Annotated in this window: 20 protein-coding genes and 1 riboswitch; of the genes, 15 read left to right on the top strand and 5 right to left on the bottom strand. The window is 37.5% G+C overall.

What is annotated here, in order from left to right; all coding sequences use genetic code 11:
* Positions 1-1,070 precede the first annotated feature (1,070 nt).
* The gene (locus tag AC6CHV_RS20900; protein ID WP_498079611.1) at positions 1,071-2,327 is read left to right on the top strand and encodes an MFS transporter; all 1,257 of its coding nucleotides are present in this window, start codon (positions 1,071-1,073) and stop codon (positions 2,325-2,327) included.
* Positions 2,328-2,358: 31 nt separating this feature from the next.
* On the opposite strand, the gene AC6CHV_RS20905 is transcribed toward AC6CHV_RS20900, so the two are convergent.
* On the bottom strand, positions 2,359-3,450 hold the full coding sequence (locus AC6CHV_RS20905; RefSeq protein WP_341332655.1) for a DUF1648 domain-containing protein: 1,092 nt from the start codon (positions 3,448-3,450) through the stop codon (positions 2,359-2,361).
* A 2-nt stretch (positions 3,451-3,452) separates the two neighbouring features.
* Positions 3,453-3,845 carry a GntR family transcriptional regulator gene (locus tag AC6CHV_RS20910; RefSeq protein WP_341332654.1) on the bottom strand — a complete coding sequence of 131 codons (393 nt, stop codon included), beginning with the start codon at positions 3,843-3,845 and terminating at the stop codon, positions 3,453-3,455.
* A 110-nt stretch (positions 3,846-3,955) separates the two neighbouring features.
* Positions 3,956-4,057, top strand: a riboswitch (purine riboswitch).
* Between the two features lie 107 nt (positions 4,058-4,164).
* Here AC6CHV_RS20910 and AC6CHV_RS20915 point away from each other — a divergent pair.
* The 10 genes from AC6CHV_RS20915 to AC6CHV_RS20960 all read left to right on the top strand — a co-directional run bounded on the left by AC6CHV_RS20915 (position 4,165) and on the right by AC6CHV_RS20960 (position 17,666).
* Complete coding sequence (locus AC6CHV_RS20915) at positions 4,165-5,457, top strand: solute carrier family 23 protein (RefSeq protein WP_121448872.1); 1,293 nt, start codon at positions 4,165-4,167, stop codon at positions 5,455-5,457.
* 126 nt (positions 5,458-5,583) lie between these two features.
* Complete coding sequence (locus AC6CHV_RS20920) at positions 5,584-6,273, top strand: response regulator transcription factor (protein WP_341332653.1); 690 nt, start codon at positions 5,584-5,586, stop codon at positions 6,271-6,273.
* Position 6,274: 1 nt separating this feature from the next.
* Positions 6,275-7,279 carry a sensor histidine kinase gene (locus AC6CHV_RS20925; protein ID WP_341332652.1) on the top strand — a complete coding sequence of 335 codons (1,005 nt, stop codon included), beginning with the start codon at positions 6,275-6,277 and terminating at the stop codon, positions 7,277-7,279.
* 114 nt (positions 7,280-7,393) lie between these two features.
* Positions 7,394-8,077 (top strand): ABC transporter ATP-binding protein, encoded by a 684-nt coding sequence (locus tag AC6CHV_RS20930; RefSeq protein ID WP_341332651.1) that lies wholly within the window; start codon positions 7,394-7,396, stop codon positions 8,075-8,077.
* Complete coding sequence (locus tag AC6CHV_RS20935; RefSeq protein WP_341332650.1) at positions 8,074-10,662, top strand: FtsX-like permease family protein; 2,589 nt, start codon at positions 8,074-8,076, stop codon at positions 10,660-10,662. Before AC6CHV_RS20930 ends, AC6CHV_RS20935 begins: the two co-directional genes overlap by 4 nt.
* Before the next feature lie 263 nt (positions 10,663-10,925).
* Positions 10,926-12,194, top strand: coding sequence for a mechanosensitive ion channel family protein (locus AC6CHV_RS20940; protein ID WP_341332649.1), 1,269 nt, complete (start codon positions 10,926-10,928; stop codon positions 12,192-12,194).
* A 347-nt stretch (positions 12,195-12,541) separates the two neighbouring features.
* Positions 12,542-13,723: an amidohydrolase gene (locus tag AC6CHV_RS20945; protein WP_498079612.1), complete on the top strand. Its 1,182-nt coding sequence runs from the start codon at positions 12,542-12,544 to the stop codon at positions 13,721-13,723.
* Positions 13,724-13,754: 31 nt separating this feature from the next.
* The gene (locus AC6CHV_RS20950; RefSeq protein ID WP_341332647.1) at positions 13,755-15,281 is read left to right on the top strand and encodes an AbgT family transporter; all 1,527 of its coding nucleotides are present in this window, start codon (positions 13,755-13,757) and stop codon (positions 15,279-15,281) included.
* A 198-nt stretch (positions 15,282-15,479) separates the two neighbouring features.
* Positions 15,480-16,358: a DMT family transporter gene (locus AC6CHV_RS20955; protein WP_341332646.1), complete on the top strand. Its 879-nt coding sequence runs from the start codon at positions 15,480-15,482 to the stop codon at positions 16,356-16,358.
* 735 nt (positions 16,359-17,093) lie between these two features.
* A complete protein-coding gene (locus tag AC6CHV_RS20960) occupies positions 17,094-17,666 on the top strand; it encodes a hypothetical protein (RefSeq protein WP_341332645.1) in 573 nt (190 codons plus the stop codon).
* A 94-nt stretch (positions 17,667-17,760) separates the two neighbouring features.
* On the opposite strand, the gene clpP is transcribed toward AC6CHV_RS20960, so the two are convergent.
* Positions 17,761-18,363, bottom strand: coding sequence for an ATP-dependent Clp endopeptidase proteolytic subunit ClpP (clpP, locus tag AC6CHV_RS20965; protein ID WP_341332644.1), 603 nt, complete (start codon positions 18,361-18,363; stop codon positions 17,761-17,763).
* Between the two features lie 4 nt (positions 18,364-18,367).
* Positions 18,368-19,084, bottom strand: coding sequence for a sigma-70 family RNA polymerase sigma factor (locus AC6CHV_RS20970; RefSeq protein ID WP_341332643.1), 717 nt, complete (start codon positions 19,082-19,084; stop codon positions 18,368-18,370).
* A 182-nt stretch (positions 19,085-19,266) separates the two neighbouring features.
* Between AC6CHV_RS20970 and AC6CHV_RS20975 the strand changes: the two genes are divergently transcribed.
* On the top strand, positions 19,267-20,004 hold the full coding sequence (locus AC6CHV_RS20975) for a pirin family protein (protein WP_341332642.1): 738 nt from the start codon (positions 19,267-19,269) through the stop codon (positions 20,002-20,004).
* A 67-nt stretch (positions 20,005-20,071) separates the two neighbouring features.
* Here AC6CHV_RS20975 and AC6CHV_RS20980 read toward each other — a convergent pair whose 3' ends face one another.
* A complete protein-coding gene (locus tag AC6CHV_RS20980) occupies positions 20,072-20,992 on the bottom strand; it encodes a DsbA family protein (RefSeq protein ID WP_341332641.1) in 921 nt (306 codons plus the stop codon).
* 178 nt (positions 20,993-21,170) lie between these two features.
* Between AC6CHV_RS20980 and AC6CHV_RS20985 the strand changes: the two genes are divergently transcribed.
* From AC6CHV_RS20985 to AC6CHV_RS20995, 3 genes are all read left to right on the top strand, one after another.
* Positions 21,171-21,749 carry a TetR/AcrR family transcriptional regulator gene (locus tag AC6CHV_RS20985; protein WP_341332640.1) on the top strand — a complete coding sequence of 193 codons (579 nt, stop codon included), beginning with the start codon at positions 21,171-21,173 and terminating at the stop codon, positions 21,747-21,749.
* A gap of 82 nt (positions 21,750-21,831) precedes the next feature.
* Positions 21,832-22,056 carry a DUF378 domain-containing protein gene (locus tag AC6CHV_RS20990; protein WP_121448858.1) on the top strand — a complete coding sequence of 75 codons (225 nt, stop codon included), beginning with the start codon at positions 21,832-21,834 and terminating at the stop codon, positions 22,054-22,056.
* Between the two features lie 175 nt (positions 22,057-22,231).
* Positions 22,232-23,287: a C45 family autoproteolytic acyltransferase/hydrolase gene (locus AC6CHV_RS20995; protein WP_341332639.1), complete on the top strand. Its 1,056-nt coding sequence runs from the start codon at positions 22,232-22,234 to the stop codon at positions 23,285-23,287.
* The last annotated feature ends 93 nt before the right edge of the window (positions 23,288-23,380 follow it).

A 23,380-nucleotide genomic window follows, 5' to 3' on the forward strand; every position in this document is an offset into this window, starting at 1 on the left:
CTGAGTGTAGCCTGGGCGTCGGTGTAAAGTCCTTCATCGAGGTGATGAAGGAGCGGGTGTAGCTAGGAGCTTGGTGTAAAGTGCTTCATAGGGGTGATGAAGGACTGAGTGTAGCCTGGGCGTCGGTGTAAAGTCCTTCATCGAGGTGATGAAGGAGCGGGTGTAGCTAGGAGCTTGGTGTAAAGTGCTTCATGGAGGTGATGAAGGACCGAGTGTAGTCTGGATCTTGGTGTAAAGTCCTTCATCGAAGCTATGAAGGGGAAAGCGAGAGTAACCTCGTCGCCGAATCCTCTTCATAAGAGTTATGAAGAGGAAAAGAACAACAATTCCCACACTGAATCCTCTTCATAAAAGCTATGAAGGGGAAAACAAGAGCAACCCTGTCCTCGAATCCTCTTCATCAGATCTATGAAGGGGAAAAGTAGATCACCTTCGTCGCCGAATCCTCTTCATCGAAGCTATGAAGGGGAAAACGAGACCAATCCCGTCCCTGAATCCTCTTCATCGAAGCTATGAAGGGGAAAACGAGAGTAACCCCGTCCCCCAATCCTCTTCATAAGAGTTATGAAGAGGAAAAGAACAACAATTCCCACACTGAATCCTCTTCATAAAAGCTATGAAGGGGAAAAGGAGACCAATCCCGTCGCCGAATCCTCTTCATCGAAGCTATGAAGGGGAAAACGAGAGCAACCCCCGTCCCCCAATCTTCTTCATAGAAGTTATGAAGGGGAAAACGAGACCAATCCTGCAACCCAATCCTGTTCATCGAAGCTATGAAGGGGAAAGCGAGAGCATCCTCGTCCCCCAATCCTCTTCATAAGAGTTATGAAGAGGAAAAAAACAACAATTCCCACACTGAATCCTCTTCATAAAATCTATGAGCGAAAACGCGAATAGCCCCCGCTCAGATTATAAATAAAGAAATCGGACAATCCGTATTAAAAATATCCCTCTCCCCACACCTAGTGAATAAATGCCACCACACTATGGAAGGCTTTTAAATAAGATTATCCCAATTACCTATTTTAACCAAGACTCAATCCAATGTCTCAATTCAAAGTGGTGAAAATATGCTAGTCAAAGAAGACCATACAGATAGAATACATCCCGAGGTCAAAAAGCTAATGTTAGTCAATCTAATTCGAAGTATAGGACAAGGTATGATGGTTGTTGTGTTAGCACTATACCTAGATGATTTAGGGTGGAGTTCTGTTAAAATCGGAACTGTGCTAGCTGCAGGTGGATTGCTGGGGGTTTTTCTTGCACCGTTTGTTGGTATATTCAGCGACCGCGTAGGCAGGAAACCTTTTGTTCTGGTTTCGGAACTTTCGACGGCAGGGTGTGCATTGATTGGAATCCTGTCCATCAATCCTTTCCTATTGTTTATTGCGATTGCCTTTTCCGGTTTTGGAAAAGCAGATGCGGGTTCAGCAAGCCCGTTTGCTCCTGCGGAACAGGCATGGCTTGCATCTTTTATCAAACCCTCGGAACGAGGAAAAATCTATAGTCTCAATAATGCGCTAAGCTTTTTTGGAATGGCGACAGGGGCGATGCTAGTGGGTACGATGGGGTTTGGCAACCTCTCACTTGGAATCTCTGTCTACCATCTCGCCTTTTATGCTACATTTGCATTTTCAATTGCTACGACTGCCATTGTATTAACAGTTAGTAGAGAATCTTTTAACCGAAAAGAAAAACCAATAGAGAAGATGAGCGAGAATGAAGAAATGAAAATTACAAAGGAAGAAAATACAGCTATTTTAAAATTAGCAGGGATTAATGTGTTGAATGGGATCGCAATTGGATTGACGGGGCCGATGATGGCTTACTGGTTTTCTGTGAAATTTGGTGTAAGCAGTGCGCAAATTGGTAGTACATTAGCTCTTACTTTTTTTGCGACCGGTATTATTTCGATGTTTCAAGCTAGAATTTCACATAAATATGGGACAGTACAATCGATTGTAATGGTTCGTTATGTAGCATGCCTTCTTCTCATATTAATGCCATTGTTGTCCTCATATGCACTTGTATCCATTCTTTATATTCTAAGAACGGCATTAAATCGAGGGTCACAAGGTGCAGGGCAAGCACTAAGTGTTAGCCTAACGCGTGGAAAAAGAAGTGGATTTGCATCAAGTATTAATCTTTTATCAATGCGTCTGCCAATTTCAATTGGTCCGTATATTACTGGCTATCTTTTCGGGTTAGGTGCTTTGGCTTTACCTTTTTATCTTGCAGCTGGATTACAAGGTAGTTTTGCCTATTTCTATGGTAAGGCTTTCCGAGCCTACGATACAAAAATGAAACTAAACCCATCATCTGGATGAAAAAAATCGGCAAGCAACGCTTGTCGATTTTTTAAAGAAAGCTAAACAGGATGATGATAGCTATGGGTATTAAAATAATTAAATACCCAATTGGGTTACCGAAGTTGATCGTCCAGCCTACACCAAAGCGTTTTTCAACAAAGATGGAAGGGTCATTTTTGTTGACATAAAAGAGACCGCCAACCCAGTGCTTGTCATCGTCATAATCTGTTATGCCTGCAGCTGCTTCATCAATGGATCGTTTATCTGAACGGCCAACTTTTAGAGCAAATGCTACCGTAGAGCCTAAAGTAATAACTAGGAAAATAATTGGTACGGCCATAACAATCGTTCCGTCCACAATATCAGGATGTATCGTTCTTAATTGAAAGAAACTAAACATTCCCGTTAATAAAATAGACGTTAAAAATAGTAACCAGCTTGTATATTTACGTAATGTTAATTGTCGCAATCGTGAAGCGTTTGTTGCTGTTGCACTTAGTTTAATGCCTGATTTTTTTGTGCTTATAATAATCGCTAGAAACATTACCTGCATCACAAGCAACATGAGTGGGGATGAAACGGCTGAAACAGGTGTTTTATCAGTAAAGGCATCAGCTTCGCCGTTAATTCCCCAGTGAGTTGGAATCTGGTCTGGAAGAAGAGTATATTGAGAAATGGTATAACCGATTACACCAACTGTGATGAATATGGGTACTAAAAAGACATACCAAGGCAGCATTTCATCCTTAGCACGTGCTGACAGATCAGCGATTTGAATTTGTTTTATACTTTCTCCCCATTTCATTTTCTTTTTTAACTGAAGAGTTTTTCCGTGAAAATAAAAATAGAGGGTAAAGCTAAACAAAATAATCGCAAATTGAATAACGGTTCCAATCAAAACGGTCTGTTCTTCTGAGGCGCTGCTAGAAAGTACCCATATTGCGTAACTTACCAAAGAGATTATAGATAAAAGGGATACAAGCAGGGAATATTTCTTTTTAAAAGAAGAAAGTTTTTCATTATTAATATGTTTTTCGGGAACTGTAATCCCGAAGATAACTGTGCGTTTCACAAGAAAAGGAACTGCGATCTGAATCCCGGCTAGAATAACCGCGATTATGAGAAAGATAGCCAACGTCATAATTATGCCTCCTTATTTGATGAGTTTTTTAAATGATTTATAGTAGAAGAAACTAATTCTTGAATTTGTTCATTGGACATACCGACAACGAGTGATTCCGCGATGAGTAATTTATAGTTTTCCTTTAACCTGTTAAAGGAAAAATCGTTGAAATCGTGTGGGGAAGAAATCACCGCCCCAGATTTCGGAACGATTCGAATAATTCCTTTTTTCTCAAGTTGGTGATAGCTTTTGTTAACTGTGTGCATGTTAATGCCAAGGTCTGCGGCAAACGTTCTCACGGATGGTAGGGAATCACCTGGCTGAATCAACCCTATAGCAATTCCTTCAATGATTTGATTGGTCATTTGTTGGTAAATGGGAATATCGGATTCGGGCTCAATTCGAATAATCATTTCAATCCCTCCTATCTGTTCTATGTATAGTATAACACGTTTGTTATACTAAAGGTATAACAAAAGAGAAAAAAACTTGACGAAACTTAAAATCATTGTTAGATTTTTTAAGTTATATGAATATAGTAATTTGTATATGTTCGGGAATATGGCCCGATTGTTTCTACCAAGCTACCGTAAAAAGCTTGACTACAAATGGTTTATAAGGATATGATTTGTCCTTTTGACTAAATTTTGTACGTGCTTTGGTAGGTCTACACTATCAAGGCTTTTTTTATTTTGAAAAAATAAATCAAAGCAAAATGGGGAATATAGAAATATGAAAAATTATTTTGACTTCAATACGCGCCAAACAACATATAAGCAGGAATTTATTGGCGGACTCACAACATTTCTATCGATGGCCTACATCCTTGTGGTCAATCCTATCGTTTTAGGTGAATCAGGGATGGACAAAGGTGCCGTTTTTACGGCAACCGCAATAACTATTATTCTTGGCTCGCTGCTTATTGGTCTCCTATCTAATTATCCAATCGGGATTGCCCCTAGTATGGGTCTAAATTCTTTTTTTACGTATTCTGTTGTGATTGGGATGGGAATTCCTTGGCAGACAGCATTAACGGGCGTTTTCGTCGCAGGTATCTTATTTGTCCTTTTAAGTGTCTTAAAAATCCGTGAAAAAATTATTAATGTGATACCGCAGGATTTGAAGTATGCGATTGCGGGTGGGATTGGTTTTTTTGTTGCGTTTATTGGACTAAAAAATGCGAAGATTATTGTCGGAAACGAAGCTACATTTGTATCACTTGGAGACTTCACATCTGGTGCGACTGTGCTTGCCTTATTCGGATTCATCATTACCTCCATAATGCTCGTTAGGGGAATTCGTGGTGGTATATTTTACGGTATGGTTATTTCTTCAGTTGTGGGGATGATCTTTGGGATTATTGAGAAGCCTGCAGGTATCATAGGAAAAATCCCAAGTCTTGAACCAACATTTGGTGTTGTTTTTTCTGAACTTCCAAATGTATTTACACCAGACTTAATTATTGTCATTTTTACCTTTTTATTTGTTGGATTTTTTGATACAGCAGGCACATTGATTGCTGTTGCGAGTCAGGCTGGAATTTTAAAGGATAATAAAATTCCAAACGCGGGTCCTGCATTATTATCGGATGCTTCTGCAACTGTTATCGGTTCTGTTCTAGGAACGTCACCAACTGCTTCCTTGATTGAATCTACTGCAGGTATTGCAGCTGGTGCACGAACTGGTTTTTCATCAGTTGTCATCTCAGGCTTTTTCTTTTTAGCCCTCTTTTTCTCGCCATTGTTAGCGGTTGTTACATCCGAAATCACCGCTCCAGCCCTCATAATCGTGGGTGCAATGATGGTGGCAGAAGTGCGACATATTGACTGGACGAAATTAGACATTGCCATACCAGCATTTACGACAATTATTATGATGCCATTGACATTTAGCGTCGCAACAGGAATTGCTTTAGGTTTCATCATGTATCCTGTTACAATGCTTGCATTGGGAAGACATAGAGAAGTACATCCAATTATGTATGTTCTTTTTGTTACGTTTATTGTTTATTTTATCTATGTTTAAAGGAATATCCCCTGGAGATGTACAAACAACATGTCCAGGGGATTTTGTTTTTGATAAAATAACCTAGAACAGACTTAGACGATGGGGAGGGTTGGGACAAGGGACCTGTCCCTTTGACCCGTTATGATGAAAATTTTAGTTGTTGAGGATGATAGGACGATCGCTTCTGGGTTGGATTATACGTTGAAGCAGGATGAGTATGAGACGATTGTTTGTCATAATGTTGAGGATGCTAAGCAGATTATTTCAGATAGTTGGAACAGTATTAATTTGTTTTTATTTGATTTATCTTTACCAGACGGAAGTGGATATGAGCTATGTGAGTTAGTAAAGAAGCAAGGTGATAAACCTGTGATTTTTTTAACGGCTTTGGATGACGAAGTGAACGTTGTGATGGGTTTAGACATGGGTGCAGATGATTATATTACAAAGCCATTCCGTATTCGTGAGTTAATGTCACGGATCAAATCGGTGCTTCGTCGTTACAATAGGCAAACAATGGCACAAACCAAGAATGTTTTTGAAATAGAAAATATTCGTATTAATACGTTAGAAGGTAAGGTTTATAAAAATGGAGAGGAGGTACTTCTGACTTCATTAGAATACCGTCTATTTTTGATATTCGCGAACCACATTGGTCAAGTTCTTACTAGAACACAATTACTTGATCGAATTTGGGATGTAGCGGGTGATTTTGTGAATGATAACACATTAACCGTTTATATCAAAAGATTACGAGAGAAGCTTGAAGATGACCCACAAAGCCCGAAAATTATTAAGACAGTCCGTGGAATGGGCTATAAGGTTGGTGAGTAATATGTTGCGTAACCGGGAAATCCAGTTCTTACTTCTGGCTCTTTTTTCTATAACACTGGTTGCGTCTTTGTTTGCCTATTTTCTTTTTTCTGGACTTGCTGCACTACTCGTTTTTTTCACAGCAGCTCTACTGATTGGATGTATTTTGGGATTTACGAAGTGGAGATATCGTGAAATTGAAAAACTTTCTGGATATTTACGGAGGATAACGAGTGGTGATTATAGTTTAGATGTAAGAGACAATCATGAAGGCGAGCTTAGCATCCTAAAGAGTGATATTTATAAAGTGACATTAAAGCTATCTGAGCATAGCACTCTTTTGCAACAGGATAAGTTAAAACTTACGAATGCAATTTCGGATATTTCGCATCAGCTAAAAACTCCACTTACCTCCATGATGGTTATGGCTGATTTATTGGGGGATGAGAAACTAGATGATGCAAAACGGGGTGAATTCACAAATAACATCCGTATTCAGCTAGAAAGAATTGAATGGCTGGTGTCATCGTTATTGAAACTTTCAAAAATTGATGCTGGAACTGTTTCTTTTAAGAAGGATACAGTCTATGTTTTAGAGCTGATAGAACGTGCAATTCAACCTGTATTAGTTCCAATGGATATTAAACAGCAAAACCTGCATGTTGAAGGAGACAAAGAGGTATCCTTTCTTGGGGATTTCAACTGGACATCAGAGGCACTTCTTAATATTTTGAAAAATTGTGTTGAACATACGCCTGATGGTGGAAAAATATCCATTTCATTTTCTGAGAATGCATTATATACCGAGATTATTATTTCAGATAATGGAAAAGGCATAGCCAAAGAAGATCTCCCCTATATCTTTAAACGTTTTTACAAGGGGAAGAATGCAGGTGAAGATAGTGTCGGAATTGGTCTAGCAATGGCCCATAGTATTATAAATAGTCAACAAGGTGATATTGAAGTGAAGAGCAGTAAAGAAGAAGGCACGCAGTTCAAAATAAAACTTTACAAACAGGTGATCTAGCGTATACAGCTGCGTATTCCACCTAAAGTGAATAAAATGTCACTTTCGTAGTCACTTTAGAGTCATCTTAGACAGATATACTGAACTCAACATTGAAATTATGGAGGTTTACTTATGAATATATTACAAATCGAGAATCTGTCTAAGATATATGGAAAAGGTGAAACAGCAGTTAAGGCACTTGATAATGTTTCATTTTCAGTGAAAAAGGGAGAATTTGTAGCCATTATTGGTCCTTCAGGTTCAGGTAAATCAACACTATTGCACCTACTCGGTGGTGTTGACCGACCATCTAGCGGTAAGGTACTAATTGATAACACAGATATTTATGATCTAAATGAAACACAACTCGCGATTTTTAGAAGGAGACAGATTGGGTTAATCTATCAGTTTTATAACTTAATTCCAATCTTAACGGTAGAAGAAAATATTACATTACCCATGCTATTAGATGAACATAAGGTTGATCCGAAGCAGTTTGCGGATATTGTAAAGATTCTCGGTTTAGAACAACGTTTAAACCATTTACCAAATCAGCTTTCTGGAGGTCAGCAACAGCGGGTGTCGATAGGTCGTGCCCTTATTAGTAATCCAGCGATTATGCTAGCAGATGAACCGACTGGAAATCTAGATAGTAAGAATAGCAGCGAAATCATTGAACTTTTAAAAATGTTCAATAAAACCTATAATCAAACCTTGCTTGTTATTACCCACGATGAGCGAATTGCCCTTCAAGCTGACCGTGTCATTTCAATAGAGGACGGAAGGATCGCTAAGGACGAGGTGATTCGTCCATGAACATCATTAACAAACTGACGATTCGACATTTGAAGGAAAATAAACGAAGAACCCTCGTCACAATCATTGGTGTTATCATTTCTGTTGCAATGATAACAGCTGTTGCAACACTGGGTGTCTCTTTTTTAAACTTAATGATTCGAGATAACATTGCGGACAACGGGGAATGGCACGTCAAATATAACGATGTCAATGTGGAACAAATCAAGGCAATTGAAAAAGATAGTCAAACGAAAAAATTAGTCCTTTCAAATGATCTAGGCTATGCAAAACTTGAGGGTTCGAAAAATAAGAGTAAACCTTATCTGTTTATTAAAGAATATAACACAGCAGGGTTTCAACAATTTCCAATTGAATTAGCTGAAGGACGTTTACCTTTAAAGAATGATGAAATTGTCATATCCGAAGCAATTGCCGATAATGCTAAGGTCGAATATAACATCGGTGACAAACTTTCGGTCGAAATCGGAAAAAGATTAGTAGCCGGTGAAGAGGAACCGCTGGGTCAGAATTATTCATTGCAATCCGATGAAAATGGGGTTACAGAAAAACTTAAGATTGAGTCTAGTGAAACGTTTACTATTGTTGGGACCATTAAACGTCCAACATGGGAACCATCATGGTCGCCAGGATATACGGTGGTTAAATACGTAGACAAAAATGCTTTGGGTAAAAATCGTACAGCAGACGCAGTTGTGGTATTAGAAAAAGTGAAGGGTTCATTATATCAGCATTCAGAAACCATTGCTAAAGAAAATGGGATCAATTCTGTATCCTATAATAAAGAATTATTACGCTTTTATGGAGTCACAGACAATGATAGTCTGCGTCTGACCTTATTTTCTGTGGCAGGTATTGTCATGGCAGTTATTATTATTGGTTCAGTCGCATTAATCTACAATGCTTTCGCAATTAGTGTATCTGAACGGTCAAGACATTTAGGAATGCTATCAAGTGTAGGAGCGACAAAAAAACAGAAGCGGAATTCCGTCTTCTTTGAAGGAGCTGTGATTGGTGCGGTTAGTATTCCAATAGGTATCCTTTCGGGTCTTGCTGGAATTGGGGTAACCTTTTCATTTATTAACACTTATCTTGAAGGAGCTCTAAATGTTGCTGAAAAACTAAATGTAATTATTACACCAGCTTCTCTTTTAGTAGCCTGTGTGATTTCAATTGTAACAATTTTTATCTCCACCTATATTCCAGCGATGAGAGCGTCAAAGGTTTCAGCGATTGATGCGATACGTCAAACACAGGATATCAAACTATCAAGAAAAACAGTTAAGACATCAAAACTTGTACGTAAACTATTTGGGATTGAAGCTGAAATTGGTTTGAAAAATTTGAAACGAAACAAGAAAAGATATCAAGCAACTGTTTTTTCGCTTGTCATCAGTATTGTCCTCTTTTTGACAGTGTCATATTTCACAGAGGACCTGAAGAAGTCGTTGGAACTATCTGTAGATAATATTAATTATGATATTCAAGTGATTAATGATCAGATGGGCAAAGAAGATCTATTACCATTCACGAAACTTGATTATGTAACGAATTCAAGTATTATTCAAACGATCTATTTAACAACATTAACAGAGAAAGATCAACTTCCAAACGAGTTATTAAAATCTATAGAAAAGGATCCCTCCATTTTACAAGATGGAAAATTTTCTTATTATGTAAGATTACATGGTTTGGATCATGACAGTTTCAATACCTATGCAGCAAAAGTAGGTACGGATTCTGGGGAATTTGAAAATACAAATGAACTTAATGCGATCATAATCGATAACATCAACTATCAAGATTACGAGACGGGGAAATTTATTGATACAAAATCTATTCATATAAACGTAGGAGATACACTTGCACTTAATTTAATGAACTATGAGACTGAAGAGCAACAATTTTTAGCTAATATTAAAGCTCAAGCATTGACCGACCAGCTACCAATGGGTACTACAACATCTAGTCTTGGTGGATTAGATATAATTGTTTCAGAGGATATATTAACAAAGGTTGTTGAAGGAAATGAGAAGGCAAAAAGTGAAATCCAAACTGAATTATACATGAATAGTTCAGATCCAATGGCAACACAGGATGAGTTGGATAAAATCACAGACTCTGGCACGCATGTCTATAACGTCTATCAAAGAAGACAAGAACAAGAGCAAATGATAATAATGATGTCTATTTTCACCTATGGCTTTATCGCCCTGATTTCGTTAATCTCTATTGCAAATATTTTTAATACAATTTCAACGAGTATCTCGCTTCGAAAACGTGAATTTGCAATGCTGAGATCAGTGGGGATGACCCCGAAAGGCTTTAATAAAATGATTAATTATGAGAGTGTATTTTATGGTGTAAAGGCTCTACTATATGGTCTTCCAATAAGCTTTGTCATCATGTTTTTAATTTATTGGTCACTTAGGAATACGTTTGAATATGGATTTAATCTTCCATGGATGAGTATCTTATTTGTCGTAATCATCATCTTTATTATTGTAGGGGCAGCCATGCTGTATTCAATACAAAAAGTGAAAAAAGAAAATATAATCGATGGGTTGAAACAGGAGAGTATTTAAAAAGAGTTTAACCCACAATATCAAAAAGGGACTTGGCTACATTTGTGGTCAGGTCTTTTTTTGAGAAAACAATTTAATATATATAGACGTAATTATTTGTTACAATCCGAATAATTTGTATGGTGATTGGTTTATCGAAATCTAATGTGTGTTTATGAAGGAAAGGGAGAAATTATTTGATATAATAAAAAGCATCTCACAATACGTGGTGAACTCATACACCTTAGAAGATAACAGAAATTTACATACCATGGAGGAGACAAATGAAATTAATTCAGAAATATCTTTTAGAATATGAATTGGACCCAACAGTAGTTAAGTATCTTTCAACGATAATAATGATTCTCTTTATCGCACTTCTTTGTATTATCGCTAATTTTATTACAAAAAAAGTGATCATTAGGATTATCACAAAAATCGTAACTAGTACAAAATTTACATGGGATAATATGCTTCTTGAGAGGAAGGTTTTCCGCAGGTTATCACATATTGTTCCAGCAATTATCATTCACTTCTTCGCTTCTACCTTTGAGCCGTATGATGATGTTATTAGAATGGCTGCAAATGTCTATATCATCATTGTGGCATTAATGGTTATTAATGGAATTTTAAATGCAATAAATGATATTTATCAAACATATGAAATTTCTAAAACTAGGCCAATAAAAGGATATGTTCAGGTTGTGAAAATTGTCGTAATAACCCTTGGATTCATCCTGGTTATTGCAAACTTAATGGGGAAGAGTCCTTTTATTCTTCTCAGTGGGATTGGTGCACTATCAGCTGTATTCTTGTTGGTATTTAAAGATTCATTATTAGGGCTTGTAGCAGGAATTCAGTTGACCTCCAATGATATGGTTCGGGTTGGTGACTGGATTGAAATGCCAAAGTACGGCGCAGATGGGGATATTATTGACATATCTCTAGTTACAGTTAAGGTGCAAAATTTTGATAAAACGATTACGACAATTCCGAGTTATGCTCTTATATCCGATTCATTCATCAATTGGAGAGGAATGCAAACATCCGGTGGACGACGAATCAAGCGATCATTATTTATTGATTCAACGAGTATTTCATTTTGTACGGAAGAGATGATTGAGAAATTTAAAAACATCCATTATCTAGCGGATTATATTACAAAAAGAGAACATGAAATTGAAGAATACAACATGAAGCATGATATTAATCGTAGTAATCCAGTAAACGGCAGGGCTTTGACAAATGTCGGTGTATTTAGGGCTTATATTAGCAATTATCTTCAAAAACATCCCGGTATCAATCAGGATATGACATTGATGGTACGGCAATTGGCACCTACGGAGAACGGATTACCACTGGAGATATATGCCTTTACTAATGATGTAAGATGGGACGTATACGAAACGACTCAGGCTGATATTTTTGACCATCTTTTTGCAGTTGCTCCAGAATTTGGAATACGCTTATTCCAAAATCCATCCGGTCATGATTTTAAGTCGATTGTGGCTGAAAATGGAGAGGATACAATGTTCAGAGAACGGGAAAATTGATATATTACAATAATTGAAAAAAGGTAATATATTAAGTTAGGTATAACGCACATAAATAGAATTCTAACAAAAGATATAGTTATTAAAGGTAATATCCTATAGGGTATTGCCTTTTTATTTTTTGAAATAGGATATATTCCGCAAAACACAGGGTAATTCAGGCGCTGTGTACCCGTATTAAGACGAAAAACAAAATGAAACTATTAATTCAGAAAAATATTAATATAATTTTCCATTGAAATAGTTTGTATATTCTTATATCATATTAACGTACTAAAGTATTTTTCTAAGAAACTATATATCAGATCTGCTCTATAAAAATTACTTACGAAATGGGAGATGTTACTATGAAAAAGAATGAGATCCTTCTACAATTAGATGATGTTTACCAGGATGTAATCGAATGGCGTCGCATTTTACATCAAAACCCAGAACTTTCTTTTCAAGAGGATCATACCTCTCAATTTGTATATGACCTTCTTGAAAGCTTTGGTGGTTTTGAATTATCAAGACCGACAAAAACAAGTGTAGTAGCCCGTTTAAAGGGATCTAAGCCAGGAAAAGTCATTGCTCTCCGTGCAGATATGGATGCTTTGCCTATTAGAGAAGAAACTGGGCTTCCGTTTACTTCAACGAAAGATGGTGTCATGCATGCTTGTGGACACGATGGTCATACATCGATGTTGTTAGGAGCAGCTAAGATTTTAACGGAGCATAAAGAAGATTTAAGTGGAGAAATCGTCTTTCTTTTCCAACACGCAGAGGAACTACCTCCTGGAGGCGCACAAGAGATGGTTGCCGCTGGGGTACTTAACGGAGTTGATGAGGTTGTCGGTGTCCATTTATTTTCAACAGTTCCCTTTGGTACGATTCACATCCGTTATGGAGCTTTAACAGCAGCAAGTGATGTGTTTGAGATTTCATTACAAGGTAAAGGGGGACATGCTTCAACTCCTCAATTAACAATTGACCCTCTTGCGACTGGTGCACAAATTGTTACTGGCCTTAATCATATAGTCTCACGGTCCATTGACCCACTACAACCGAGTGTAGTGTCTGTGACTAAATTCAAAGCTGGTGGGTTAGCGTTGAATGTCATCCCAGATACTGTTGAAATTGGTGGATCCGTTCGAACATTAAGTCCTGAAGTACGTGAACTTGTAAAAAATCGTATCATTGAAATTACTGAAGGAATTGCAAAAGCAAACGGTGTTGAAGCAAAGGTAAACTATACGTATGGATATAGTTCGGTAATGAATGACAAACACGTAACAGATGAAGTTGTACAGGTTCTTGAAGAGTTCTTACCTGATCGAACACTTGAGTGGGTTGATCCTCTTCTTGGTGGAGAAGATTTCTCTGCATTCAGTAATGAAAAGCCTGGTTGCTTTGTCATTATTGGTGCAGGGAACGAAGAAAAGGGAATCACGTATCCACACCATCATCCGAAGTTTGATATTGATGAACAAGCATTGAAAGACGGATTACGATTCCATGTCTTTACAGCATTAACTTTAACCCAACAATAAATAAGCATATGCACCAATGAAGGGAGATAGTATGTCGCAAACTACAACGAAAAAAAATAATACCTTTTTTAATCGAATGCTAGATTCGATTGAGTACGCAGGGAATAAGTTACCTGATCCAATCGTATTGTTTATTATTCTTTGTGCCATTACTTTGATTTCATCTTATATTGCATCGTTATTCAATGTATCAGCAACACATCCCACGACAGGGGAAGCAGTGGAGGCAATTAATCTCGTAACTGGGGATGGTCTAGTTGCAATTTTACTAAATTCAGTAACGAACTTTACCTCTTTTGCTCCACTTGGTATGGTTCTTGTTATGATGATTGGGATTGGAATGGCTGAAAATAGTGGATTCTTCTCAACGATTATGAAGCGTGCGGTCTTAACGACTCCCAAAAAGCTAATTATTCCAATCATAATTTTAATTGCGATTGTAGGGAACGCAGCAGGGGATGCAGGTCCAATCGTATTGCCGCCACTTGCAGCAAGTGTATTGATGGCTTTTGGATATCATCCGCTTGTCGGACTCGTTATGGCGTATGCCTCCACTCTTGGGGCTTTTGCTGCGAACTTCATTATCGGGATGTCAGATACACTAGTTGCTGGCTTTACTGGTCCAGCGGCTCAAACTGTAGATCCTAATTATGCGGCAAATCCTGCAATGAACTATTATTTTATAGTGGTATCTGCCATTGTCCTTTTATTTATTTCTTTATGGGTTACACATAAGTTCACGATTCCAAGATTCGGGGAATATACAGGTGAAATTGAGGCAATTGAATCAATTTCACAAGAAGAAAGTCGTGGACTAAAATGGGCAGGAATATCAACAGCTGTCTATGTGATTGTTTTATTGGCATTAATTATTCCTGAAAATGGCATTTTGCGAAACCAGGAAACTGGTTCAATCATCGATGGTTCACCATTAATTTCAGGGATTGTACCAATTTTAACAATCTTCTTCTTTATTCCTGGTTTCTTCTACGGACTGGGTGCCAAGACAATTACTAGTTCAAGAGATTTTGGAAATATCTTAGGTAAATCGATGAGTACGATGGGACCATACATTGTGTTAGTGTTCTTTGCTGCACAATTACTTTCATTCTTTAGCGAGAGTAATCTAGGTCCAATCATTGCGATTAAAGGGGCTAATTTCCTGAATGATATAGGAATAACAGGTGTTCCATTAATCATTTTGTTCATTATTTTTGTTGCTTTTGTAAATCTACTAATTGGAAGTGCATCAGCAAAGTGGGCGATCCTTGCTCCAATCTTTGTACCGATGTTTATGTATTTGGATTACCACCCGGCGTTTACACAAGCCATTTACCGAGTTGGGGATTCCATTACAAATCCTATTACACCGATGCTTCCTTATTTAGTACTGCTATTATCTTTTGCGAAAAAATACGATAAAAATATCGGGTTAGGTACATTGATTTCTGGACTGTTTCCATACACAGTATTCTTCGGTATATTCTGGATCATAATTGCTGTGGTTTGGTACCTAATCGGTGTTCCAGTTGGACCACAGGGACCGATTCATTTATAGAGGAAAAGATTACGAGACTTTTTACGTAATAGATTCCGAAAATGAAAATATAGGCTGACAATTTAAATAAAGCAATGTAACATGTGAAACAGAGAATCTCATAAATTGAGGTTTTCTGTTTCATTTAGTTTTAGGACATTTTGTGCCTGCCCTCGTGTCCTATAGGAAGAGGGAGAGGCCTATAATAGGAGAAGGGTAATGAAGGCAAAGTTTATTTTTATAGTAGTGATGCTGATTTTTGGCAGTATAGGGTTATTTGTGAAGAATATTGATCTTTCTTCGAGCGAAATGGCTTTATTTCGTGGAACAATTGGAAGTTTGTTTTTAATTGGTGCTAGTTTTTTAGTTAAGCAGAAGTTTTCATTGAAAATGTCAAAACGGAACCTTATCTTACTACTTTTATCAGGGGCCGCGTTGGGCTTTAACTGGATTTTTTTATTTGAATCTTATCGGTATACAACTATTTCAAATGCTACGCTAAGCTATTATTTTGCCCCAGTGTTTGTTATGATTTTGGCTCCATTATTACTGAAGGAAAAATGGACATGGATGAAGGGGATTAGCATTGTATTCGCCTTTGTAGGTTTACTTTTAGTAGTTAATCCAGGTGCTGAAACAACGGTTGGAACATACAATCATCCTGTAGGCATATTGAACGGATTATTGGCTGCGGCGTTTTACGCAAGTATGATTCTCATTAATAAGTTTATCAAGGGCCTATCAGATTTTGAAACTACAATTATGCAACTTTCAATGGCCTCAATTGTATTGTTTCCATACGTTCTAGCAACGCAAAGCCTGAATTACTCAGGACTTGATCTACAGTCAATCAGTCTATTATTGATGGTGGGGATCATTCATACAGGGGTAGCGTACCTTTTATATTTTTCTGCAATAAAAAAATTAAAGGGACAAACCATTGCCGTGTTAAGCTATATTGACCCCATTTCCGCCGTAATCATGGCGGCCATTATCTTAAATGAAAGTATGAACCTAATACAAATTGTGGGTGGCATCTTAATCTTGGGATCTACCTTTATCAGCGAAATCAATTGGGAAAAAGATGGAAAAACTTAAGTCTATACTTGTGAAGGGCGCAGGTTGAGACAAAACCATTCCGGTTTTAATATAAATTTAAAAAATGGTATGTAAACTGACATTAGTTTAACATGTCATTTTTTTATTATTATGAGGTTACTATCATTAAGAACGATTGTTTTTTTATCTAACTAGGTGTATTCAGACTGGTAGAGCAGGAAAGGCAGTTCACGAGTCCGAAAGTAAGGAGAAATCGGACAGGAAGAGTAGGAACCGCCGTCGTCGAGTCCGAAAATAAGGGGAATTTGGACAGGGTAAGGAGAAACTGCCGTCGTTGAGTCCGAAAGCAAGGAGAATTCGGACAGGAAGAGTAGGAACCGCCATCGTCGAGTCCGAAAGCAAGGAGAATTCGGACAGGGTAAGGAGGAACCGCCGTCGTCGAGTCCGAAAGCAAGGAGAATTTGGACAGGGTGAGGAGAAACAGTCATCATCGAGTCCGAAAGTAAGGAGAATTCGGACAGGAAGAGTAGGAACAGTCGTCGTCGAGTCCGAAAGTAAGGAAAATTCGGACAGTTCAAATTTACTTCAATTTAGCGTGGCAATATTTTACCGACGGCAGAGCAATGGTAGAGTTTATTTATATTGTCCAATTCTAACAAATACATTTGAGATAATTTTTGAAGCGAATACTACTAGAAGTGTTCGCTTTTTTAAAAATAAGACAATAATAACAATAATGGACTTTTTCAGCACTAATATAAAGGAGCTTATACTATGGGGCTTTATGAGGAATTTGAAGTGAGGAAAAGTAATTGTGAAAGGATAGATATAAATGAATTAACTCCGGAAGTACTTAGAATATTGTTTATTGAAGAGGAAAAAACAGATAATATGATAGCGAATCTATTTGATGTAAAGCCAACTAAAATAACATATCTGCGAAGAAAAAATGGTATAACAATTCGGAATTCCATAATCGACGACTTAATAAATAATATTCCGGAAGAAGTACAAGAAAAGGCAAAACATGAATTATTGAGCAAGGATAATCTGACAAAAATAGCAAAAGCAATTACTCATTTTGCTTTTCGTAATGGTCCAATAGAGGACATGCATGCTGATAGAGAAAAAAATATAACTGAAGAAGATATGAAAAAGCTAAATAAATTTATGGTTAATAGATTAGCGTATATAGTTAATCTAATCAAACAAGAAAAGTGGTTTGAATTAAATTTTTTAATTGAAAGTACTGATCGTTTTTTTGGTCACCAATGGGATGATGCAGAAATTGATGATGGGGGAATGGAAGATTTAATGAAAAACAACTTAAAACAGTATAGGAACTAAATGTAATGCATCAGATTATTAGTTTCAGTTTTAAACCCCAACCAATAAATCATTGGTTGGGGCACTTTAAGTGGGGAATTGCATCAATCTAGAGTCATTTAATTATTTCATCAATAATCCCGTATTCTTTCGCTTCTTGGGCGCTCATGAAATAGTCACGGTCTGTATCTTTTGCTACCTTCTCAACAGGTTGACCTGTGCGTTCCGAAATGGTTTGATTGATATGTTCTCGAAGCTTAAGAATTCGTTTTGCAGAGATCTCAATTTCAGTGGCTTGCCCACGTGCTCCACCTAGTGGTTGATGAATCATGATTTCACTATTTGGAAGGGCAAATCTTTTCCCTTTTGTTCCGGCTAGCAAAAGCATAGCACCAAAGGATGCAGCCATACCTGTACAAATGGTCCTGATATCTGGTTTGATATATTGCATCGTATCAAAGATGGCAAAACCAGCAGTTGTTGAACCTCCAGGACTGTTAATATAGAGAGAAATATCCTTTTCAGGATCATCAGCGGCTAAAAATAATAGCTGCGCAACGACACTATTTGCAACAGCATCATTTATTTCGTCACCAATCAAAATAATACGATCTTTTAATAACCGCGAGTAAATATCATATGATCGTTCCCCACGACTGGATTGTTCAATTACATATGGTATCGAATTCATCTTATTTTCCTCCTTATTCGCTTGCATCTTATTATGCAGCCATAGAGACAGTGCTTGAAGGAAGTTTGTAGAGACCTGATTTATGCTTCATGCAAGTAGGACTTGAATTTTTGGTGATTGAATGGATAAAAGGAATAGTCTTGATTATGATGGATGGATCTTGAGTCCTAAAGGATTCATGAAATACTTTTTTGAGTTTCTCACGGTCTTGATCTGACCAATACATATTTATTAATGGGTTATTTTCATTATCCTCATTGTTAGTCATTCTCTGTTTCGCTCGATAGATTGCAGATTTAACAGCCGTTTCGTTTATTTTTAGAATTTCGGCTATTTCAGATAGTTGGAATTGGAATCCTTCTTTTAAAACAAACATAACAGCTTGTTTCGGTGTTAACTTATGAATCAGTTGTTGAACTGCTTCAAACCGGTCTTCAATCAGAGGTGTTTCATGGTAAGCATGTTCTGGAATAGCTTCAAGTGACTCTTTGCTTCTTTTGCGGATTGTGTCAATCCATTCATTTCGAGCAATCTTATTCAACAAAGCTGTTGAAACAGTCTTATGCTTGTAATGGTTCCAAGCCTTTATCAAAGATTCCTGAACGAGATCTTCTCCATCCCAGCTGTTTTGGGACATAAATTGACAATATCGTCGAAGCTTAGGATATAGTTCATCAAGCTGTTCCTCAGAAAAATTATCCTCATGACCTTTGAAATCCACAGATTTATTAGAAAGCCTACTATGCAAAACAATCACTCCTTCAGCGCGTCTCTACTTTATAAACGAATAAAAGGGTATAAAAAGATACGGGGCTAAAAAAATTTTCAGGGATTACTTAGTTTCCATTATATGCAAGGTGAAAGTCCTGAACAAGAAACGATTAGCAGGGTTTGTTATAATATAAAAAAAAGACAAAAGGTGACCTTCTAATGTTACAAAAACTTTCTGCTGAGAAGCATTGGCAACCATACAAGGGTCCATTTACAATCACAAGAATTCAGCCTGGCGATATTTTAGAGGAGAATAAAGATTTTGCGTTCGGCCCATTAAGTATCATTGATCATGCTGTCATGAAAAAAGGATTAACGATAAAGATGCATGAGCATGTGAACGATGAGATTTTAAGTTATGTATGGTGTGGCATAATGCATCATAAGGATTCAATGGGTATAGAGGTGCCAATAACGACTGGTCACTTAATGATGATGAGCGCTGGTCGGAGCTTTTGGCATGAGGAAAAAGTGAAAAATGATCATGTCGAGATGCTCCAAATTTTTGTTCGACCTTATGAAACCGATCTAGAACCAACGATTCATTTTCATGAAAAGCCCATCCGAAACCGGGATTGGTATCTCATGGTAGGACCTAAAGAAAGTAAAGCGCCACTAAAGATTAGACAAAATGTCTATATTCATGATGCACACCTGAGGCAAGGGGAGCAATTAGAAATACCAGTTTATCAAGGTTTATTACCATTTTTATATGTTGTAGTTGGCGAGCTTGCTGTTGGGGACATTCAGATTGAAAAACTGGAAGCTGTTACGGATTTAGAGGAGCCACTACCTATAATAACTGCAGTATCAGATACAACAGCTTTATTATTCTATGTCGAAATGAACGCACAAATGTCGATGGAGGGAACGATCAGTGGTAAAAGGGCGTATTAGTGGGACGCGGGGACAGATCCCGCGTCCCAAATTTTTTCTGGGACAGTGTACCTGTCCCTGTGTCCCATTATTTTTTCACAAAGTATTTTTCGCCAAGGAGTTCTTTTTCTTCAAACGTGCCTGGCTTTAACTGGTTCTTAACGAATGCTTGAAGTGCAGCAGGTTCCAAATCGTACATAACTTCAATTTCTTTTGCAAATAGAATTTCTTTTTCAAGCAAGTCAGAAAGCGCAGGTTGCTGATTTGCTTGTAGTGTATCTTCACCTGTAATTTTCGATAGTCCGGAAACGTAGTAATCTAATGGACGGCTACCTACAATTTTAACCCCTTTATTTTCTTCATTCACCATAATAATTGTTGGAAAGCCTCTGGCACCAAGTTTTGCTGCAAGAGCAAAGTCTTCATTTAATAATTGTTGGCCAACTTCCGATTCGGCTTCGTTTACGATTGCTTCTCCGTCTAATCCTAAATGATTCACATTTTCAATCATTACAGATTTTTCAGCGATGTTGTTATTGAAGGCAAATAGTTCTTCTCTAGCATGCCGTAAGTATTGATTTGCTTTGTCATCACCATGATTTTTTTGAATGATTTTATACACACGAGATGGTGGGAAGGAAGATTGGACCGGATTGTCAATCATCAATGATCCATCAATCGGCATACGTGAATATTCCCCAACTTCTCTCCAATGGCCAGCAACATCTGCAGGACTATGAATTCCGTTTGCCGGATCAACAGGCCCGCTATGCCATTTTTCAAGTAATCCACCTAGGACGGTGTGGAAATTGAAATAATGTCCATATTGCTCTTTGAAACGACGAAAAGTAGGTTCAAGCGCCCAGCAATGTGAGCAGATTGGATCTGTCACATAATATAAATCAATTGTTTTCTTTGGTTGGTTAAAATCAATTACTTCCATGTCATCGTCACCTGCTACACCACATATACCAGTTTCCAAATCACACATTAAATTGTTGTTTGTCATATGAAATCCCTCACTTTTTGTTTTTTGAGTCTGGGACGAGCTCCTTCGTCCCAATTTGTTTGCTTTGTACTTTCAATATAGTGGATAATGAAAAGTATATAAACCAATAGATGACTTGATTTGTCGGATATCCAACACATCACAAAAATTGTTGGAAAAGTGGGAGGGGGAGAATGAAATGACACAAGAAAAAACTGATCCGCGAGTCTTACGTACGCGAAAGTTAATTATGGATTCATTCATTGAGCTTTCAGGGAAAAAGGAATTTAAAGACATTACGATAAAAGACATCACTACGGAAGCCATGATTAATCGGGCAACTTTTTATTATCATTTTGAGGATATTTATGATCTGTTGGAAAAGGTTTTATCTGAAGTTTTGCTCATAAATTTAAATAGCGAGTCCTATCAACAAAGTGAATTAAATGAAGAAACATTTATAGGTATCTTTAAAGCAATTACTACTTTTCAACTGTCATTATCAAATCGATGTCACCGTGGTTATGAAGATACGATTGCACGTATTATCCGGGATCAGCTTGAAGTCATTTTTTATAAAATGTTAAAAAAACAGCAACCTACAGATGAAGAAAATACATTGAAAATTACATCGGTCATGTTAAGTTGGGGAATGTACGGGGCTTCCGTAGAATGGAGAAGAAATCCGAATAGTGTTAGTCCAGAAGAAATGATTAAATTAGTTATTCCTTATCTAAAGCACGGGATAAAATTGAAGGAGAAGAAAGAGGCGCACTAAGGCAACTTTTTATAGAACATGTGTGTATATTTTTATTTTTTATTGCAAAACCTATTATTACTAAAATTAAGGGGCGATAAATATGAATGGATTACAACGTCTAGCTCTAGCTTTAGTAATAATTGGTGCAATAAATTGGGGACTTATTGGGTTTTTCCAATTTGATTTGGTAGCTGCAATCTTTGGAGGCCAGGATTCCATTTTATCAAGGATTATATACAGTTTAGTTGGATTAAGTGGTTTATACAGTCTTGTGCTTCTCTTTAAACCTGACAGAGAAACTGTCCCTGAGACTAGCAGAACCTAAGCAATCAAATTAAGTAAACTCCCGAAAAAAAAGGTCAAGCCAAAGGGTTTGATCTTTTTTTACGTTTCTGTAGTGCAGTCTTTTTTATTTAGGGGATAGATGGGAAAATAAGATACATATCTTGTCCTGCCGGATTTTAAACAGACAATGGGCATGTCAATGAGGAGGAATAAATATGAAGAGAATTTTTGCGGATGTGATTCAGTTTCGGGGTAGTCATTATGATTTTGGTTTTATGCAAGGGGAGCTTTTGAGGAATTCATTTTTGGTGATGAATCGGGAGCAACAGTGGAAGCTGAGAAAACCACAATTTAAAATTGACATTGATGAGACGAAACAAGTATTTGAGCGGTTGGCCCCTTTTATTTGGAATGAGTTTCTGGGGCTGCAGGATGCTTTGAAATGGTCACTGGATAAGGTCTTAATGGAATTTGGAGGCTACAGGCTCAATATCCGACCATCAGGTTGTTCAATATTAGTTGGGGAAGATTATATGATTCGAAATTATGATTACCATCCGAAGACATACGATGGCCGTTTGGTTACTTTTCAACCAACAGATGGCGGTTATGCAACACTTGGTTTAACACAAAAAATTACAGGCAGATCTGATGGCATCAACGAGAATGGGTTAACGATGGGATATACCTTTATGAATCGAAAACGTCCGGGGAACGGATTTGTTTGTTATATGATTGGAAGACTGATTCTTGAACTTTGCTCCAATGTAGAAGAGGCCGTCCAGTTGTTACAAGAAATTCCACATCGCGGATCATTTAGTTATGTCTTATTCGATTCAACCTGTGAGATGCCATTTATTGTGGAAACTTCACCAAGAAGAGTAGAGGTACGGCGGGGATATACTTGTACGAATCATTTTAAAATCCTAACAGAAGAAAATCGCCGAGTCCTAGATGATTCCAACAAAAGGCTGCAGGCTATAGAAGAGAAAAATCATTTAAATGGGCTGGAGGCGTTTCGACTTTTAAATGATACGGATAAAGGAGTTTTCTCTAAGCTCTATGGAAGTTGGGCCGGAACCATACATACCTCAGCTTATTTTCCAAAGAAACTTGAAGCCTGGTGCGCACTCGGTGGAGACCAAGAACCCACCATATTTAACTTTGCAGAATGGTTAAATGGCACTGATTTTTCCATTGCAAAAATCGAAGGGGAAGTTGACACAGATATCCCATTCGTAAATATGGAGAAAGCGGATTGGTTCAAATAAGGAGGAGCACTCTGGGACAGAGGGACAGGTCCCTCGTCCCACCATATTTTTCCTGGGACACGGGACATGTCCCTGCGACCCATTTTGAAAGGG

Source organism: Ferdinandcohnia sp. GQ5 (assembly GCF_059759275.1).

Coding starts and splice junctions, on each gene's coding strand:
- AC6CHV_RS20940 (WP_341332649.1), top strand. CDS start 10,926: ATGAAATTAATTCAGAAATATCTTTTAGAATATGAATTGGACCCAACA.
- clpP (WP_341332644.1), bottom strand. CDS start 18,363: ATGCAAGCGAATAAGGAGGAAAATAAGATGAATTCGATACCATATGTA.
- AC6CHV_RS20905 (WP_341332655.1), bottom strand. CDS start 3,450: ATGACGTTGGCTATCTTTCTCATAATCGCGGTTATTCTAGCCGGGATT.
- AC6CHV_RS20980 (WP_341332641.1), bottom strand. CDS start 20,992: ATGACAAACAACAATTTAATGTGTGATTTGGAAACTGGTATATGTGGT.
- AC6CHV_RS20925 (WP_341332652.1), top strand. CDS start 6,275: ATGTTGCGTAACCGGGAAATCCAGTTCTTACTTCTGGCTCTTTTTTCT.
- AC6CHV_RS20945 (WP_498079612.1), top strand. CDS start 12,542: ATGAAAAAGAATGAGATCCTTCTACAATTAGATGATGTTTACCAGGAT.
- AC6CHV_RS20990 (WP_121448858.1), top strand. CDS start 21,832: ATGAATGGATTACAACGTCTAGCTCTAGCTTTAGTAATAATTGGTGCA.
- AC6CHV_RS20985 (WP_341332640.1), top strand. CDS start 21,171: ATGACACAAGAAAAAACTGATCCGCGAGTCTTACGTACGCGAAAGTTA.
- AC6CHV_RS20930 (WP_341332651.1), top strand. CDS start 7,394: ATGAATATATTACAAATCGAGAATCTGTCTAAGATATATGGAAAAGGT.
- AC6CHV_RS20995 (WP_341332639.1), top strand. CDS start 22,232: ATGAAGAGAATTTTTGCGGATGTGATTCAGTTTCGGGGTAGTCATTAT.
- AC6CHV_RS20915 (WP_121448872.1), top strand. CDS start 4,165: ATGAAAAATTATTTTGACTTCAATACGCGCCAAACAACATATAAGCAG.
- AC6CHV_RS20955 (WP_341332646.1), top strand. CDS start 15,480: ATGAAGGCAAAGTTTATTTTTATAGTAGTGATGCTGATTTTTGGCAGT.
- AC6CHV_RS20910 (WP_341332654.1), bottom strand. CDS start 3,845: ATGATTATTCGAATTGAGCCCGAATCCGATATTCCCATTTACCAACAA.
- AC6CHV_RS20900 (WP_498079611.1), top strand. CDS start 1,071: ATGCTAGTCAAAGAAGACCATACAGATAGAATACATCCCGAGGTCAAA.
- AC6CHV_RS20950 (WP_341332647.1), top strand. CDS start 13,755: ATGTCGCAAACTACAACGAAAAAAAATAATACCTTTTTTAATCGAATG.
- AC6CHV_RS20920 (WP_341332653.1), top strand. CDS start 5,584: ATGAAAATTTTAGTTGTTGAGGATGATAGGACGATCGCTTCTGGGTTG.
- AC6CHV_RS20975 (WP_341332642.1), top strand. CDS start 19,267: ATGTTACAAAAACTTTCTGCTGAGAAGCATTGGCAACCATACAAGGGT.
- AC6CHV_RS20935 (WP_341332650.1), top strand. CDS start 8,074: ATGAACATCATTAACAAACTGACGATTCGACATTTGAAGGAAAATAAA.
- AC6CHV_RS20960 (WP_341332645.1), top strand. CDS start 17,094: ATGGGGCTTTATGAGGAATTTGAAGTGAGGAAAAGTAATTGTGAAAGG.